Source organism: Niallia alba (assembly GCF_012933555.1).
Lineage (GTDB): Bacteria > Bacillota > Bacilli > Bacillales > Cytobacillaceae > Niallia > Niallia alba.
This window is the reverse complement of sequence record NZ_JABBPK010000001.1, coordinates 2,065,247-2,082,155: the sequence shown is the minus strand read 5'-3', so window position 1 is coordinate 2,082,155 and position 16,909 is coordinate 2,065,247. Positions and strand designations below refer to the sequence as shown.

General features: G+C 37.4%; 15 protein-coding genes. 1 reads left to right on the top strand and 14 read right to left on the bottom strand.

The features are described 5' to 3' along the window. Positions 1 to 168: 168 nt before the first annotated feature. The 12 genes from smc to HHU08_RS09825 all read right to left on the bottom strand — a co-directional run bounded on the left by smc (position 169) and on the right by HHU08_RS09825 (position 15,158). A complete protein-coding gene (gene smc, locus HHU08_RS09880) occupies positions 169 to 3,738 on the bottom strand; it encodes a chromosome segregation protein SMC (RefSeq protein WP_169188364.1) in 3,570 nt (1,189 codons plus the stop codon). Positions 3,739 to 3,802: 64 nt separating this feature from the next. Further along, the gene (rnc, locus tag HHU08_RS09875) at positions 3,803 to 4,543 is read right to left on the bottom strand and encodes a ribonuclease III (RefSeq protein WP_016201083.1); all 741 of its coding nucleotides are present in this window, start codon (positions 4,541 to 4,543) and stop codon (positions 3,803 to 3,805) included. A 431-nt stretch (positions 4,544 to 4,974) separates the two neighbouring features. Then, positions 4,975 to 5,205, bottom strand: coding sequence for an acyl carrier protein (locus tag HHU08_RS09870; protein ID WP_016201082.1), 231 nt, complete (start codon positions 5,203 to 5,205; stop codon positions 4,975 to 4,977). A 116-nt stretch (positions 5,206 to 5,321) separates the two neighbouring features. Then, on the bottom strand, positions 5,322 to 6,065 hold the full coding sequence (gene fabG / locus HHU08_RS09865) for a 3-oxoacyl-[acyl-carrier-protein] reductase (RefSeq protein WP_016201081.1): 744 nt from the start codon (positions 6,063 to 6,065) through the stop codon (positions 5,322 to 5,324). Then, entirely contained in the window at positions 6,066 to 7,010 is a 945-nt protein-coding gene (fabD, locus tag HHU08_RS09860; protein ID WP_016201080.1) for an ACP S-malonyltransferase, read from the bottom strand. It abuts the gene before it with no gap. Positions 7,011 to 7,075: 65 nt separating this feature from the next. Next, positions 7,076 to 8,053: a phosphate acyltransferase PlsX gene (gene plsX / locus HHU08_RS09855; protein WP_016201079.1), complete on the bottom strand. Its 978-nt coding sequence runs from the start codon at positions 8,051 to 8,053 to the stop codon at positions 7,076 to 7,078. A 16-nt stretch (positions 8,054 to 8,069) separates the two neighbouring features. Then, positions 8,070 to 8,633 (bottom strand): transcription factor FapR, encoded by a 564-nt coding sequence (gene fapR, locus HHU08_RS09850; protein WP_016201078.1) that lies wholly within the window; start codon positions 8,631 to 8,633, stop codon positions 8,070 to 8,072. 359 nt (positions 8,634 to 8,992) lie between these two features. After that, entirely contained in the window at positions 8,993 to 11,041 is a 2,049-nt protein-coding gene (gene recG / locus HHU08_RS09845; protein WP_169188363.1) for an ATP-dependent DNA helicase RecG, read from the bottom strand. Continuing rightward, positions 11,038 to 11,925: an L-serine ammonia-lyase, iron-sulfur-dependent, subunit alpha gene (gene sdaAA, locus HHU08_RS09840; RefSeq protein ID WP_016201076.1), complete on the bottom strand. Its 888-nt coding sequence runs from the start codon at positions 11,923 to 11,925 to the stop codon at positions 11,038 to 11,040. The genes recG and sdaAA overlap by 4 nt, the downstream gene beginning before the upstream one ends. 14 nt (positions 11,926 to 11,939) lie before the next feature. Further along, complete coding sequence (sdaAB, locus tag HHU08_RS09835) at positions 11,940 to 12,602, bottom strand: L-serine ammonia-lyase, iron-sulfur-dependent subunit beta (protein ID WP_016201075.1); 663 nt, start codon at positions 12,600 to 12,602, stop codon at positions 11,940 to 11,942. Positions 12,603 to 13,099: 497 nt separating this feature from the next. Then, positions 13,100 to 14,779, bottom strand: a complete 1,680-nt coding sequence (locus tag HHU08_RS09830; RefSeq protein ID WP_016201073.1) for a DAK2 domain-containing protein — start codon at positions 14,777 to 14,779, stop codon at positions 13,100 to 13,102. 16 nt (positions 14,780 to 14,795) lie between these two features. Next, entirely contained in the window at positions 14,796 to 15,158 is a 363-nt protein-coding gene (locus HHU08_RS09825) for an Asp23/Gls24 family envelope stress response protein (protein ID WP_016201072.1), read from the bottom strand. Between the two features lie 382 nt (positions 15,159 to 15,540). Between HHU08_RS09825 and rpmB the strand changes: the two genes are divergently transcribed. Beyond that, positions 15,541 to 15,729, top strand: coding sequence for a 50S ribosomal protein L28 (gene rpmB, locus HHU08_RS09820; protein WP_016201071.1), 189 nt, complete (start codon positions 15,541 to 15,543; stop codon positions 15,727 to 15,729). A 155-nt stretch (positions 15,730 to 15,884) separates the two neighbouring features. On the opposite strand, the gene spoVM is transcribed toward rpmB, so the two are convergent. Together spoVM and HHU08_RS09810 are read right to left on the bottom strand one after the other, a co-directional pair. Continuing rightward, on the bottom strand, positions 15,885 to 15,965 hold the full coding sequence (gene spoVM / locus HHU08_RS09815) for a stage V sporulation protein SpoVM (protein ID WP_016201070.1): 81 nt from the start codon (positions 15,963 to 15,965) through the stop codon (positions 15,885 to 15,887). Positions 15,966 to 16,053: 88 nt separating this feature from the next. Beyond that, the gene (locus HHU08_RS09810) at positions 16,054 to 16,698 is read right to left on the bottom strand and encodes a thiamine diphosphokinase (protein ID WP_169188362.1); all 645 of its coding nucleotides are present in this window, start codon (positions 16,696 to 16,698) and stop codon (positions 16,054 to 16,056) included. Positions 16,699 to 16,909: the final 211 nt, after the last annotated feature.

The following is a 16,909-nucleotide window of genomic DNA, read 5'->3' as shown; positions in this document are numbered from 1 at the left end:
ATTTCAAAAATACTGGTTATGTAAAAGATCTAATGTTTTAATAATATTGCCTAGAGAGCGAGCAATAAAATCTTCCAAGACCTACTGCCTAACCTTCGTAGAAAACAGTAAGCCTCAGAAAACGGGGCCTTAATATTTTAGATCACTTGTAGCTCATAGCTAAAAGACTTATCCATTTGCAACTAATTCATTGGTTTCACTTAGACGAACCGAAACTAGCTTTGAAACACCAGATTCTTGCATTGTTACCCCATAAAGCACATCTGCTTCTTCCATTGTTCCTTTACGGTGGGTAATAACAATAAACTGTGTCTCATGGCTATAGCGTTTTAAATAGGAGCTAAAACGAAATACGTTTGCTTCATCCAATGCTGCTTCAACCTCATCCAAAATACAGAACGGAACAGGTCTTACTTTCAGAATAGAGAATAATAGAGCAATTGCTGTTAGCGCTCTTTCCCCACCAGATAATAAACTTAAATTCTGTAGTTTTTTCCCTGGTGGTTGGGCAACAATCTCTACTCCTGTGTTTAAAAGATCTTCTGGATTCGTTAATACTAAATCGGCACTACCTCCGCCAAATAAGCTTTGAAAAACTGTTTCAAAATGAGCTTTTATTCCTTCAAAAGTTTGCTCAAATCGATTTTTCATTTCCTCATCCATTTCATCGATTACTTGGTAAAGGGTATCCTTTGCTTCTTCTAAATCTGTTTTTTGCTCTAGAAGAAACTCGTATCTTTCAGAAATTCGCTCATATTCCTCAATGGCACCAAGATTGACTGTTCCTAGTTCTTCCATTGCTAATTTAATTAGTTTCACCTTTTTACGTGCTTCATCTACTTCTAGTGTTAAAGGATAATCTAGTTTCGCTCCTTCATACGTCAATAAGTATTCCTCACGCAAATTAGTTAATCGAGTATCTAATTCTACGTCTACACGGTTTAATTTTACTTCTTCATCCTTTAAAGCTTGAACGATTCCTCGATGAAGTCTACGTTGCTCCTTCGTTTCCAGTTCAAGCTCTTCTAATTGCATTTGCTTCTGCAATCTTTCCTCTCTGCGTAAAGAAATCAACTGGATGGTTTCTTGCTTTTCCTGCTGTTTCTGCTCGGCAGCTTCTTCTAATGTCGCTTCTCCGGAATGAGAATTACTCATTTCAGAAGATAGCAAACGAAGGTCTTCCTTTACAAGCTCCCACTTTTCTTCTGTTGTTTCATGTTCTTGAATAATGGTTGCTAGCTTATCCTTTTCATGTCGAAGCTGTTCTTTTTTAGCTGCAGATTGAATTCGTAAATCACTGATAACATTTACTACAGATTCCTTGGAAACAGTTTGTTTATTTTTCTGCTCCGTAAGCAAAGCAATCTCTTTATCTAATTCAGACAGTTTTTTATTTTGTTGTTCAAGCTTTTGTTGCAAATCAGTACGCCTCTTTTGGAGAAGCTCTTGTTCTTGGTGAGAGTCAGCCTTGTTGCGGTCATATAGAGACAATTTATCATTCATTGCTCTTTCTTCGAATTCAACCTCTTTTAAATCGTCTTTCCATGTTTGAATTTGGAAACGAAGATCCTCTATTTTTAAGCGTGCTTCTTCAATCGATAACTCTTCCGTTTGCAAAGCTGCTTTGCCTTTTTTCAGTTGCTCTTCAAGCTTTAGGGACGTTTTATCCATCTCAAAAATCTTTTTCTTAAGCTCTTCCAATTCACCTTTTCGGGTAATAATGGAGGCTTGCTTTTGCTTAATTGCTCCACCAGTCATCGAACCACCAGGGTTAACAATTTCTCCTTCTAACGTCACAAAACGAGAACGATACTGAAGGATTTTCGCCATTTCATTAGCACCCTTTAAGTCCTTAGTAATGACAACATTGCCTAATAAACTACGCATAATTTCACTATATTGACTATCATAGTTAATCAAGTCTGCAGCTATACCAATAAATGCAGGATGCCCTTGAATTAACCGTAGTTGAGAATCAGCAAGTGTTTTTCCCTTAATAACATTCATTGGTAAAAACGTAGCTCGTCCAAAACCATTTTTCTTTAAAAATGCAATTGCTTCGCGACCATTTTGTTCTGTTTCTACTACTATGTGCTGCATCGATCCACCTAAAGCAATTTCCAAGCTAACACTGTATTCCTTTGGAACATGCATTAATTCTGCAACTGCCCCTCTAATACCATGCAAAGACTTACCTCTTGCTTTCAGCACTTCTTTTACCCCTTGGAAAAATCCAGAATAGTCATCTTCCAATTCTTCGAGCATTTCTTTCCGAGACTTTGCCTGCTGTGCATACTGGTAGGATTGATAAAGAGCTTTCTCCACCTGTTGAACTTTTGCTTCTATTCCTTGAAAATGGGTGCGCTTTTCATTCCATATAGTAGACCATTTCTCAAGTATGTCAGAAAGCTCTGTTAGTTTTTCCGTAATCTCACTTTTTTTCTCCTGAATGCGGTCACGTTCATTTGTAAAATTAGCATTTTCCTCATCAAGCTGAGACGTTCTTTTTTCTTGATTCTCTAATTGCTGGATAACAGAATTCAATTCATTTTTTGAGGCTGCTTGGTTACTAACAATATCGATATAATCACTTTTTAACATTTCGATTTTTTCTTCTAAATTCTCGTTAAAAAGGGCAAGATTATTCTCATTAACTTTTAATGTTTCTTCAATTTCTTTTGACTCCGCTTGTAATTCGTGAACAAGCTTTTGTTGTGTTTCTTTTTGCGAAAGAAGGGCTTCTACTCTTTCTTGCAATTCCACTTTGCTTTTTTCAAGTTGATCACGATTTTGTGTTGCATTCTTTTTTCGTTCTTTTAATACTTCTTTTCGACCTTCTAGTTTTTCTAATTCTTCACTGACTAAAAGAAGAACTTGTTGGAGATCATCGATAGATTCATCTAGAGCAGCTACTTCATTTTTTACTTCTTCCATCTTTGCTTCTTTACTTTGCAGCATGGAGGATAGCTTTAGCTCCTCTTGTTTATAAGCTTCTAGTTGTTTCGAGATTGCTTCAAATCGTGCGTGCGCTTCTTCAATATCATGAACCATTAGGGCAACTTCAATCGATTCAAGATTTTCTCGATGATGTAGATATTCCTTTGCCATCGAGCTTTGAATCTTTAATGGTTCCACCTGACTTTCTAATTCATGTAATATATCGTTTACACGATTAAGATTATCTTGTGTTTCCACAAGCTTTCCTTCTGCTTTTTTCTTTCGCGTCTTATATTTTAGCACGCCTGCTGCCTCTTCAAAGATGGACCTACGATCTTCTGCCTTACTATTTAAGATTTCCTCGACTTTCCCCTGACTGATGATCGAAAAAGCCTCTCGTCCCAATCCTGAATCCATAAATAAGTCAACAATATCCTTAAGACGACAAGATTGCTTATTGATTAGAAACTCACTTTCTCCTGAACGATAAACACGCCTTGTAACACTTACTTCATGGAAATCCAATGGAAGGAAATGATCTTCATTTTCTAAAGTCAACGTTACTTCAGCAAAGTTGACTGCTTTCCTGGAGTCACTTCCTGAAAAAATAACATCCTCCATCTTACTTCCACGCAAGGATTTTGCAGATTGTTCTCCAAGCACCCAGCGAATCGCATCGGTTATATTACTTTTCCCACTTCCATTTGGGCCAACGACTGCCGTTACACCTGGCACAAAATCGACAGAAATTCGATCTGCAAATGACTTAAAACCGATGATATCTAACCGTTTTAAGAACATACCCTCACCCCGATTCTTCCTTGTTTTCCTCTAGTTGTTTTTCTTTGTTTGCTTTTTTAAGCATTTATTTTTCACTATCCGCCTTTAACATTAATAATGATTTTTGCGCAGCCTGTTGCTCTGCTTCTTTCTTAGAACGTCCCATTCCAGTTCCAAGTTCTCGATCATTTAAAAAGACTTGTGAAATAAACTCTCTATTATGTGCGGGTCCTTTTTCAAGTAGTATTTTATACTCAATTGTTCCAACAGCATCTCTTTGTACATATTCTTGTAGTTGACTTTTAAAATCCATCACATGAGAAAAAGCACCGTTATTTATTTTTGGAAAAATAACTTCCTCTAAAAATGCTACCACTGAATCTAATCCTTGATCTAAATAAAGAGCACCAATAAACGCTTCGAATACATCAGCAAGCAGCGCGGGTCTTGTTCTTCCTCCAGTCATTTCCTCTCCCTTTCCTAAGAGCACATATACACCAAAGGAAAGTTCATTGGCAAAGGAAACAAGAGATGGCTCGCAAACGATTGCTGCTCGCAATTTGGTTAGTTCCCCTTCACTCATCATTGGAAATTTCTTAAAGAGAAATTTAGAAACCGTTAATTCTAAAACGGCATCACCAAGAAATTCTAATCTTTCATTATCTTCGTGTGGTTTTCTTCGATGCTCATTCACATATGATGAATGGGTAAAAGCCTGCTTCAATAGTTTTTCATTCGTAAAATGAATCCCTAATTTATCTTGAAGTTCCTTCATTTTTTTCTCATTTGGTCGAACAGTTCTTTTGTCTTTTCGATTGCCTCGCATTTTGCCTCCACCTTAGCACTAAGTTTACAATTCATTTCAAGTTTAAGTAAAAAAGATAAAAAACGCAAAGAAACTTGGAAAGTTTTTTCTCTCCAAGCCTTTTCTATTACAGAAATCGGGCTACCACTAGGGGGAAAACCCCACTTCACATAAGAAAAACTATTTCTATCTATTTATTGCGCTTTTTAAGCGCCGTATATAATATTCCTTTGAACGACGATGATCTTGCCGTTCATCAACCATTACTACATTCCTATTTATTATAGGCATTTAGTTATTAGTATACATCAAACAAACAGAGATTGTCATCTATTCTTCAGGCCTTTTCACAATCAATATAGTAACTTTTTCTACTGTAATAGTTTTCTCCTAAATAATCGCTCACATACAAAATTAAAAGCCCCGTGGATAACGGAGCTTTTAAACAATGACTAGCGATTACTTATGTAATTCACAGCATCACCAACTGTAGAAATCTTTTCAGCATCGTCGTCAGAAATTTCCATATCGAACTCATCTTCTAATTCCATAACAAGTTCAACTACATCAAGAGAGTCAGCGCCTAAATCATCTTTGAAAGAAGCTTCTAAAGTAACCTCAGATTCTTCCACTCCAAGACGATCTACAACGATTTTTGTTACACGCTCTAATACATCTGCCATTTATTTCACCTCCCCTCAAATGCATTATAGAGTATTTTAACGAAATAATAAATGAGAACTTTATCTAATGTTTGTTCTCTTACTATTCACACTCTTTCCTTTTCATAAAGGAATCATTACATATACATTCCACCATCAATATGCAATGTTTGTCCCGTAATATAACTGCTGTCATCCGAAGCTAAAAAGACAACGGCATTGGCAATGTCTTCAGGTCTGCCAAATTGGCCTAGAGGGATTTGCGTAAGCATGCTATTTTTTACTTCTTCTGTCAGTTTATCCGTCATATCTGTTGTAATAAATCCAGGAGCGATTGCATTTACCGTAATATTTCGTTGTGCAAGTTCTTTTGCTGTCGTTTTCGTAAAACCAATCACACCTGCTTTTGCCGCAACATAATTAGCTTGTCCAGGATTTCCTGTCACGCCAACGATGGAAGTAATATTAATTATTCTTCCTTTTCTTTGCTTCATCATCGGTCTTGTTACAGCTTTCGTGCAAAGGAACACACCTTTTAAATTTGTATTTATAACGTCATCCCACTCTGAATCCTTCATACGCATTAACAGATTGTCCCTTGTAATCCCAGCATTATTAACTAAAATATCAATGTTGCCAAACGATTCAAGTGCCTCTTTCATCATCGCATTTACAGAATCGGTATTGGATACATCACATTGAATGCTAATTGCTTTTCTGCCTAGAGCTTCAATTTCCTTTACCACTTCATTGGCACGATCTACACTACCAGCATAGTTAACAACAACGTCTGCGCCTTGCTTCGCTAACTCAAGCGCGATCGATTTACCAATTCCTCGAGATGCTCCAGTAACAACAGCAACTTTACCAGCTAACTTCACTTACAAATCCCCCTTTAACTCTTCTGCAACTTTAGTACTTGTTTCCATATCATTTACAGCATACACTTTCGCTTTTCGATCAATTTTCTTAATTAAACCAGAAAGAACTTTACCAGGTCCGATTTCAATAAAAGTGTCTACCCCTAAATCAAGCATGTTTCGAACAGAATCTTCCCAAAGAACAGATGAATATAATTGTTCTACTAGCTTTGTTTTAATATCTGCCTTATCTTGGATTGGAGCAGCTGTAACATTAGCAATGACAGGGATTTTTGCATCTACTAAGTCCAAGTCATCCAATACAGAAGCAAATTTCTCTGCAGCTGGCTTCATTAGTTCTGAATGGAAAGGACCACTCACTTCAAGAGGGATTGCACGCTTTGCCCCTGCTTCCTTAGCTTTTTCTCCCGCTAATTCTACGCCCTTCGTTGTTCCTGAGATAACAATTTGCCCAGGACAATTAAGATTCGCTAGCTGTACGGAATTACCTGCATCAGAGACCTCAAGTGTCACGGCAGTCAATTGCTCTCGATCTAGCCCGAGCACAGCTGCCATCGCTCCTTCACCTGCTGGGACCGCTTCTTGCATGTATTCTCCACGCTTACGAACTGCATATACACCATCTTCAAAAGATACCACGCCTGCTGCAATTAACGCAGAATACTCACCTAAGCTATGTCCCGCCACATAATCTGGCTGTATATCAAATTGCTTAAAATGTTCTAAAATGGCGATACTCGTTGTCAGTAAGGCTGGCTGTGTATTGTGTGTAAGTGTAAGTTCTTCCTTTGGTCCTTCAAAAATTAAGTCTGTTAGAGAAACGTTTAATTTTTGATCAGCTTTTTTGAATAAATTCGCTGCCGGTTCAAATTGTTCAAATAAATCTTTTCCCATTCCGACTACTTGTGAGCCTTGTCCAGGAAAAACAAAAGCAATTTTACCCATTTGTTTTTACTCTCCTTTTCTTCCCATTAGAGTTGAATTTGCCGTTTCTGTCTTTATTCCTCATTTTACTCCATTGCGTCTTTTATTTGAGCGACCACACCTGATTGCACAAACTCTCTTGTTTGTCTAATTGCGCTAAATATCGCCTGGCTATCAGATGAACCGTGTGCTTTAATAACAGGTGCATTTAAACCAAATAAGGCTGCACCGCCATACTCTGAATAATCCAATTTATTTTTTATTTGTTTTAAATTTGGCTTTAGGACTGCAGCAGCCATTTTGGAAGTAAAGCTGCTCATTAACTCAGCTTTAATCATTTTAAACATAGACATCGCTGTTCCTTCAACCGTTTTTAAAATCATATTGCCTGTAAACCCATCTGTCACAGCAACATCACATACTCCATCAAGCAAATCACGTGCTTCCACATTTCCTATAAAATGAATATCGGTATTTTGGAGAAGTTCAAAGGTTTTCTTCGTTAATTCATTCCCCTTTTTCTCTTCTGTCCCAATGTTCAATAATCCAACTCTTGGTTTGGCAACGCCTCTAACCTTTTCGGAATAAATGCTTCCCATCATTGCATACTGAACTAAGTTTTCTGGCTTGGCATCCACATTTGCGCCAACATCAAGTAGAAGAAAACCTTCTCCGCCGATTGTCGGTAACGTTGGGGCTAATGCCGGACGGTCAATTCCCTCCATTCTCCCAACTACAAACAATCCAGTTGCCATTAAAGCACCTGTATTTCCTGCAGAGATAAACGCATCTGCTCTAGCCTCTTTTACTTCTGTTGCACCAAGGACCATACTAGCTGTTTTTTTTCTGCGTACTGCCCTTACTGGTTCATCTGTTGCTAAAATTTGCTCTTCTGTATGTAAAATATTAATTCGTTCTTTCGTAGTTAGGAAAGATTGAATCTGTTTTTCGTCTCCAACGAGAAGTATTTCTAAATCTGAAAAAGCTTCTACTGCTTTTTGGGCACCAATAACTATTTCTTTCGGGGCATTGTCTCCACCCATTGCATCAATGGCAATTTTCATCATACTAATTACTCCTTTATCTTTTGGCACGGTACATATCAAATTCACCTTTAAAAACTAATTCCGTGTTCACATAACTATTAACTTCTACCGTTGTTCTGCCGGTTATACTATCTATATGAATTACTTTTGCTTTTGCAATAATACGTTCACCTAATTTAACCGATCTAGTAAAGTGAATATTGGCTTTTGCTGTTAGTGCAAGTTCGTCGTTGATTAAGGCTACCGCAAGAGAATTCGCTTGGGCAAAGAGATGATGTCCCCTTGCAATTCCATTTCGTTTAAAGACATGTTCTTGTTTTACTTCAAAGATAGATATAGCTGAATTATCTAATTCCATATCGATTATTTCCCCAATAACTTCTTCGATAGGCAATGCTTTCACTTCGTCTTCAAGTGATTGTTTTGCGACGTTTTTAATTCGCTCTCTAAGCTCTGGAATTGATAGTTCTAACCGATCTAGTCTTATTGTCTGTACACTAACAGAGAATTTTTCCGCCAATTCCTCGTCTGTAATAAAAGGAGTCTCTTTAATTGTCTCCACTAAAAACTGTTGACGTTCCCGTTTAGTTCTCTTCATTTATTAACACCACCGCACTATTAAGACTAGGTACTAATAGTAGTATATAATTTATATAGTTGGAATGCAAGCCGAAGTTTTGTTCCAACTGCTAGCTATTAATGATTGATAGTAGCCACGTTTTATACTTAGGTGTGGATTTGTCTTCCGAGGTGTACGCTCGCTTTCTATGGGGCGAGCGTACACTTCTTCAAACCAATCTTCAAATATGATTGCTCTTAATTTCATTCGAAATTAAGTATTTTTTAATAACCTCACAATTGCCTGCTTAGTGTTTAAACTCCTATTTCCTTGTTTACCATCGAGAAGTATTGAAGGCTATCAATCAGCTTGTTATTTACTGGGAAATATAGTCGCGATTAGTCTAGTTTTTCTCCATTTAGGACACCTGTTTCCTTTAGCGTATCTCTTAGGGCTTTGTAGTCGTCATTTTGCCAGAATGCGGCTGATTCGATTAGAATGGTTGCATCGTTTCTTGCCGTTTCTAAGATGCGGTAGTCGTGAATCATATCGCCCATTTTAAATTCAGGTAAACCACTTTGTTTTTTTCCGAAAAAGTCTCCTGGTCCTCTTAACTCTAGATCTTTCTCACTTAGAACGAATCCGTCGCTTGTTTCGGTCATGATTTTCATTCTTTCTTTTCCAACATCTGTTTTTGGGTCTGCGATTAAGACGCAATAAGATTGAGCGTCACCTCGCCCGACTCTTCCTCTAAGTTGATGGAGCTGTGATAATCCGAATCGTTCTGCATCATACACAAGCATAAACGTCGCATTTGGAACATTTACGCCTACTTCGACAACCGTTGTACTTACTAGAACTTGAATGTCATTTTGACTAAACTGTTTCATCATGTTGTCCTTCTCATCTGCATGAAGTTTCCCGTGCATCAGGCCAACCTGATATCTTCCGTGAAAAAAGGTAGATAACATCGCATGGACATCAATCGCATTTTGAACATCCAGCTTTTCCGATTCTTCGATTAATGGACAAATAACATAGGCTTGTCTTCCTTGATGGAGTTCTTTTTCCATAAATTGAAGGATCCTTGTTAACATATCGTGCTTTACCCAATATGTTTCAATATTTTTTCGTCCTGCTGGCATTTCGTCAATGATACTAACATCCATTTCGCCAAAGACAGTAATGGCGAGCGTTCTTGGAATTGGGGTTGCTGTCATAAACAGAACGTCAGGATTTTCTCCCTTTTCCCTTAATACTCTTCTTTGCTCAACTCCAAAGCGATGCTGCTCATCTGTAATGACTAATCCTAGCGATTTAAATTCCACATCGTCTTGGATCAGTGCATGTGTGCCTATTAAAATATCTATTTTTCCTTCTTTTAATTGGACCAGCAATTCTTTTCGTTTTTTTCCTTTAACAGAGCTTGTTAACAACCCGCAAGTAACCCCGAATTTTGAAAAGATACCGTGGAGAGAATCCGCATGTTGCTCTGCAAGAATTTCTGTCGGCGCCATTAATGCACCTTGGTGACCAGAAAGGATAGATGCATATAAAACTATAGCAGCAACAATTGTTTTTCCAGATCCCACATCCCCTTGCAGCAACCGGTTCATTCGGACCTCTGCTTTCATATCTGTCAAGATTTCATTAACCACTCTTTTTTGAGCATTTGTCAAAGGAAAAGGAAGAGTTTCTATAAAGGCTGTTAGCTTTTCAAGGGAATACTGCTGACTTTTCCCACCGGAATGCTCTCTTTCGTATTTTCTTAACGCACTCATTTTCAGTTGAAACAAGAGGAATTCCTCATATACAAATCTTCTTCTTGCTTGGGTAAGATCCTCTCTCTTTTCAGGAAAATGAATAATTTGCAGTGCTTCCTTCCGTGCTAGCAATCGATACTTTGTTAGCATAGAAGACGGAAAGTTTTCTTCGATTAACTCTCCATATTGACTTAATGCGGACGAAATATATTTACGTAAATTTTTGACCGTAATATTGCCCTTTACCGCATACACTGGTTCAAATAAATGCCCCTTTTGGTTACTGCCAATTTGCAAATGATTCGCCGTAATTGTTTGGCGATGCTGATCCCATTTTCCTGTTACTGTAATTAATTCTTGCACAGCTAATTTACTTTTTAAATAAGGCTGATTAAAAAATACGACCGTAATTAAGTATTGTTCTACTAATAGCTTTATCGTTAATCTAGATTTCTTTCTTCCATAAAAAATAAGGGATGGTTCGCTATGAACCTTCCCTTCTACCGTCACTTTTTCTTCATGCTTTATTTCTTCGAGGTTTTTCAGACGATAATCCTCATAGCGATAAGGAAAATATTCTAGCAAATCATTTATTTTGTATATATTCATTTCTTCTAATTGTTTTTTTGTTTCTGCTCCAACGCCTTTTATGTGATCGACGGATAGTTGTAATGTTTCATTCACTTGTTAGCGGCAGCGGCACTACCAAAGATTTCAGCTTCCAGTCTCCGACCAGTTGGTGTTGCTGCCAACCCTCCCCGTGCTGTTTCTTTAAGCGCCGTAGGCATTGCCTGACCAATTCGATACATACTATCAATTACTTCATCACAAGGAATACGACTTTTTATGCCTGCAAGCGCCATATCTGCAGCAATCATTGCATTCGCTGCTCCCATGGCGTTTCGTTTTACACATGGAACTTCGACTAAACCAGCAACTGGATCACAAACAAGACCTAGCATATTCTTTAGTGTAATTGCCATAGCGTGCGCTGATTGTTCAGGTGTTCCTCCTGCCATTTCTACAATCGCAGCTGCAGCCATCCCAGCAGCCGAGCCAACTTCCGCTTGGCATCCGCCAGCAGCACCAGAGATTGATGCGTTATTTGCAACCACGAACCCAAATGCACCTGAATTAAAAAGGAACGCAATCATCTGCTCTCTTGTTGGATTCAGTTTATTTTTCACAGCAAAAAGCGTACCAGGTACAACACCTGCAGATCCTGCTGTTGGTGTTGCGCAAATCATTCCCATTGCTGCATTTACTTCATTCGTTGCAACAGCTTTACTAACTGCATCTAAAATAATTTCTCCTGAAAGAAATTGACCTTTTTTAATATATTCTTGAAGTAAAACGGCATCTCCACCAGTCAATCCGGAATGGGATACTACTCCATTCAACCCTCTTTCCACCGCTTGCTCCATTACCTGCAAATTTGTTTCCATCTGTGCAAGTATTTCTGCTCTTGTTCTTCCTGTTACGTTCATTTCTTGTTCAATCATAATTTCGGAAATCGGTAAATTTCTAGTTGTTGCCATTTCTACCAATTCTGCTACATTACGGAACATATTTACCCCTCCCTTTATTCCACGATTGTTGTTACTTTTTCAATCGAATCTAACTGCTCAAGCTCTTTTAAAATCGCTTCTTCTATATTTTGATCGACCTCAATTGTCATTAAAGCCAATTTCCCTTTTTCTTTACGGCTTACTTCCATATGACCGATATTTATTTCATATTTAGCCAATACATTCGCAACCTTAGCAATAGCCCCGAATCGATCATTATGAACAACCAATATTGCAGGGTGATGACCAGAAAGCTTTAATTTAAACCCATTAAGTTCTGTGATTTCAATTTTTCCACCGCCAATAGAAATACCAACTAGCTCCATTTCACCTTTTTCGTCTCCTAAATGGATTTTAGCAGTATTTGGATGCTCTGGTATCGCTTCTTCTATATGGAATTTAACTTGGATTCCATGCTGTTCCGCTATTTCTAAGGACGCTTTAATTCGTTCATCAAATGTATCAAAATCAAGAATCCCTCCGATAATTGCCACATCCGTCCCATGCCCCTTATAGGTTTCAGCAAAGGAACCATAAAAATGAATATTTACCCATTTTGGTTCTCTTTCAAAAAGATTGCGTGCGACTCTTCCAATTCTCGCCGCACCTGCTGTGTGGGAACTGGACGGACCAATCATGACCGGACCAATAATATCAAAAACACTTTTATATTTCATGGATTTTTCTCCCCTTAAATACCCAAAATCAAATGATGGTCGTCTTTCCGTAATACGGTGTTTCAATTCATTACACTATATAATATCATACTATATTAATATATGGTTCTAATTCTTATCGTTCTCTTTATTTTGCTGAATGGAAAATAAAGACTGTTATGTATGTTGCTTGATATGAAAAGTTAATATAGTTGGGGGTTGTTTGCTTTAGGGATTTTAGGGAGGGCTCCTCTGTTACCTTAAGCGGCTTTTTCTTCCTTGCGCGGGCTTAGAGATCGCTTCTCTGTTACCTTAAACTCTTTTTTCTGCACTGCACGGGCTCAGAAATCGCTTCTCTGTTACCTTTTCGTTCAACCACTCACCTTCAAAGTAACAGACATACCTTCCCCAGCTCTCTTCTTCAAACAAAATTGCCCGTCCGTCCCCACCGTTCCACCTCCCCTAAAAAACAAAAAAGGGCATACCTCTCCTAAGGCACACCCTTTTTTAGCTAATGATTATTCGATTGAAAAGATGAAGGAATATAGTGGTTGCTTACCGTCATGAACTTCAACTTCCACATCTTCAAAATTTTCTTCAATAAAGGATACAAGCGTATCTACTTCTTCTTCCGTCGCTTCTTCTCCTTTGATTACCGTTACAATTTCAGAATCCTCATCAATCATAGATTGTAAAAGTTCTTGTGCAGATTCTGTTTTTTCTTTGCTTTTTACAACGATTTTCCCATCTGCAAGTCCCATAAAATCGCCTGTTTCAATCTCTAGCCCATCGATGCTTGTATCTCTGACCGCATACGTAATTTGACCTGTTTTTACATGTTCAAGCGCAGCTTTCATATTCTTCTCATTTGTTTCTAAATCACTAGAAGGATTGAAAGCAAGCAACGCTGACATTCCTTGAGGAACAGTTTTAGAAGAAATAACAACTACGTCTTGTTCTAATACTTCAGCTGCTTGTTCTGCTGCCATAATAATATTTTTATTATTTGGCAAAATAAAGACTTTTTTCGCGTTAATATGTTTCACTGCATTAACAATATCTTCTGTACTAGGATTCATCGTTTGGCCGCCCTCGATAACATAATGAGCACCGATGCTTCTAAAAAGATCTGCAATTCCGCTTCCCATAGAAACCGTTACAATCCCATACTCTTTTTGTTCTTCAACAGAATGAGCGCTAATTGCTTCCTCTTGTTCTGCTGAATCCACTAAGTTGCTATGCTGCTCGCGCATATTTTCAATCTTCATTTTTACTAAGTTACCGTACTTTTGACCAAATGATAAAACTTCACCTGGATGATTAGAGTGAATGTGAATTTTCACAATCTCATCATCTGCGATAACAAGTAAAGAATCTCCGTATTTGCTTAAAGCCTGTCTAAAGTCTTCTTCTGAAAACGGCTTGTTTCCTAATTTCTCCTGTTCTAAACGAACCATAAACTCTGTGCAATAGCCAAATTCAATATCTTCTGTATTGATATAACTATGAACATTTTTATGATGCTCTGCATTTACTAATTCGTTCATTGAAACAACGTTTTGAACAGCGTCAGGAAGTTTTTCACCTTTAAGCTCAGCAAGGAAGCCTTCATAGACAAATACTAATCCTTGCCCACCACTGTCCACAACACCTACTTCTTTTAAAACAGGTAATAGGTCAGGTGTTCTATTTAATGAAGCTTTCGCTTCTTTCACTGTATCTTCCATGATAACAATAATGTCGTCATTCGTTTCGGCAGATTGAACCGCTTTCTTTGCAGAATCCTTCGCAACTGTAAGAATCGTTCCCTCTACCGGTTTCATTACTGCTTTATATGCTGTTTCCACACCGAATTGTAAAGCTTGTGCAAATTCTTTTCCAGTTATTGTTTCCTTTTGCTCTATATGTTTTGAAAAGCCTCGAAATAATTGAGAAAGAATAACCCCAGAATTTCCTCTAGCTCCCATTAATAGCCCTCTAGATAATGAGGTTCCAACTTTACCGATATGCGATTGAATATTCTTTTGAACTTCCTTTGCACCTGAAGTCATCGATAAATTCATATTCGTTCCTGTATCTCCATCTGGCACTGGAAAAACATTTAACGCATCTACATATTTAGCATTAGAGGATAAATGGTTTGCTCCTTGGATTACCATTTCGGCAAATCGCTTTCCTTCTAAAACTGTAATTGACACTGTGTTTCCTCCTCTACTACGGGTTCGTCACACGAACTCCCTGAACGTAAATATTAACCGAGTCAACGGCAAGTCCAACTGTCTTATTGAGCGTGTATTTTACTTTTGATTGAACATTGTGCGCAACCTCGGAGATTTTCGTTCCGTAACTTACAATGATATACATATCAATATGTACTTCTTCTTCAACTTTTCGAACGATTACACCACGTGTAAAGTTATCTTTACGCAAAATATCTGTTAAACCGTCTTTAATTTGATTTTTCGACGCCATTCCAACGATACCGTAGCAGTCTACTGCTGCTCCACCTGCGATTGTAGCGATAACTTCTGTTGATATATCAATTTGTCCGAAATTCGTTTTTAGTTCAATGGACATGAGTTTTCCCCCTTTGGAATTGCTCCTTGACTACTGACATTTTACTATAACCAAAACTTTTTTGAAAGCTATAGTTAAAAAGCTTATCATTATTATATAACAAAATAATACTACTATTAAAGTATTGGCACAAATTCAGAAAACAACTACTTATTTTACTATTCCCATAAAGAGTTGGAATAAACGAATTTATATAGTGAGAAATACATGTCAAGGAAATTTTCTTGAAAGCTTTTAATCCAACTATTGCATTCATTTAAGTTGTATGATAAATTATTAAGGTATCTGTAACGAGGATTATTTAGCAGACTATAAGTAAATTGCTATCTATGACTTTTCAAACTCATTTTAATGGGTTTCTGTAATAAGGAGGGAAATATACATGCCACGTAAATGTGTTATAACTGGAAGAAAAACAACTACAGGTAATGCTCGTTCCCATGCTATGAACGCTAACAAACGTACTTGGGGAGCTAACCTTCAAAAGGTTCGTATTTTAGTAGATGGTAAACCTAAACGTGTTTGGGTTTCTGCTAGAGCATTAAGATCTGGTAAAGTAGAACGCGTTTAATCAGATCAATTGCAATAAAAAAGGACATGTCACATGTCCTTTTTTATTTTGTCTCCAAACAATCAGCCAAGCCGTATAAGTACAGTAAGTTCTCGAAATTTCCCGCCTTAAAGCGAAAGGTTGTCTTTACTAAAAAAATCCGCAGAATCTTTTTGTTAGTCCTTCTTAAAGGTTCCTAACATTGCTCGGACAAGTCCTCCTAAAAATTTCGGCAATTTAATGGTATAAAATCTCATGAATACTGTCCCTCCTTAATCAATAAACATCGCTAGCACTTACATATCCTATTCAGATAAAACAAATTAGTACCATCATTTATCAAAATTAATCACAACTTCTTATTACCATTAATATGCCTTCATCAAAGGAAAAAGTACCAGTTTCTCGAATTAGTTCATTACTAATGCATAATGTGCTGCTCGCAGGAAGATTTCTCCTTACTAAAGGGTATTTAAAACCTTCTAAAGTTAGACCTACAATCTTTGTACTAAAAGGAAAAAATGAAATATATTTATATTCACTCATTTTTTTCAAGGTGTAAGAGCCTGCTGGGACAACGGCTACGCTATTTTGCTTATCGATAATTTCCACTTTAACATCTTTATGATCTATAGCTTCTCTTAATAAGAGCTGAAGGTTTGCTATCGTATGATCGAGTCTTCCTCCTGTTGCTCCAAATAGTCGAATGAGTGTTGCTCCCTCTTTGATTGCCCACAGAAGAGCAAGCTCCATATCTGTTTCATCTTTTTCTGGTTTAAACCGCTTAATAATTCCTGTTTTTGCTTCTATGTTATGTAGTTCTTCTTCTGAAATAGAATCAAAATCACCAAAAGCAGCATAGGTCGGAATAGATTTTTCCATTAAATAAATAACGCCTCGATCTACGCCAATCCAACAAATATCTTTCGGATACTTGTCTAGCTTAGGAATATACTGCTTAGGTCCACCAGCCATAATATGTACAATCATATTTCTCCTCCTCTTATTTCTTTTCTATACAAAAATGCAGACTCTTTTTTATATGCCTATGTTTAAAACTAAACATAGCGCTATAGATAAAGAATCTGCTTTTAAAAGGTACATTCTAACTTAATTGAATTTGATTGTTTAAATGCTCTTTAGCTGTATTTTGATCCTGCAAAATGTTTTCTTTTGAATCGAAACAACCATTAAAAAACTA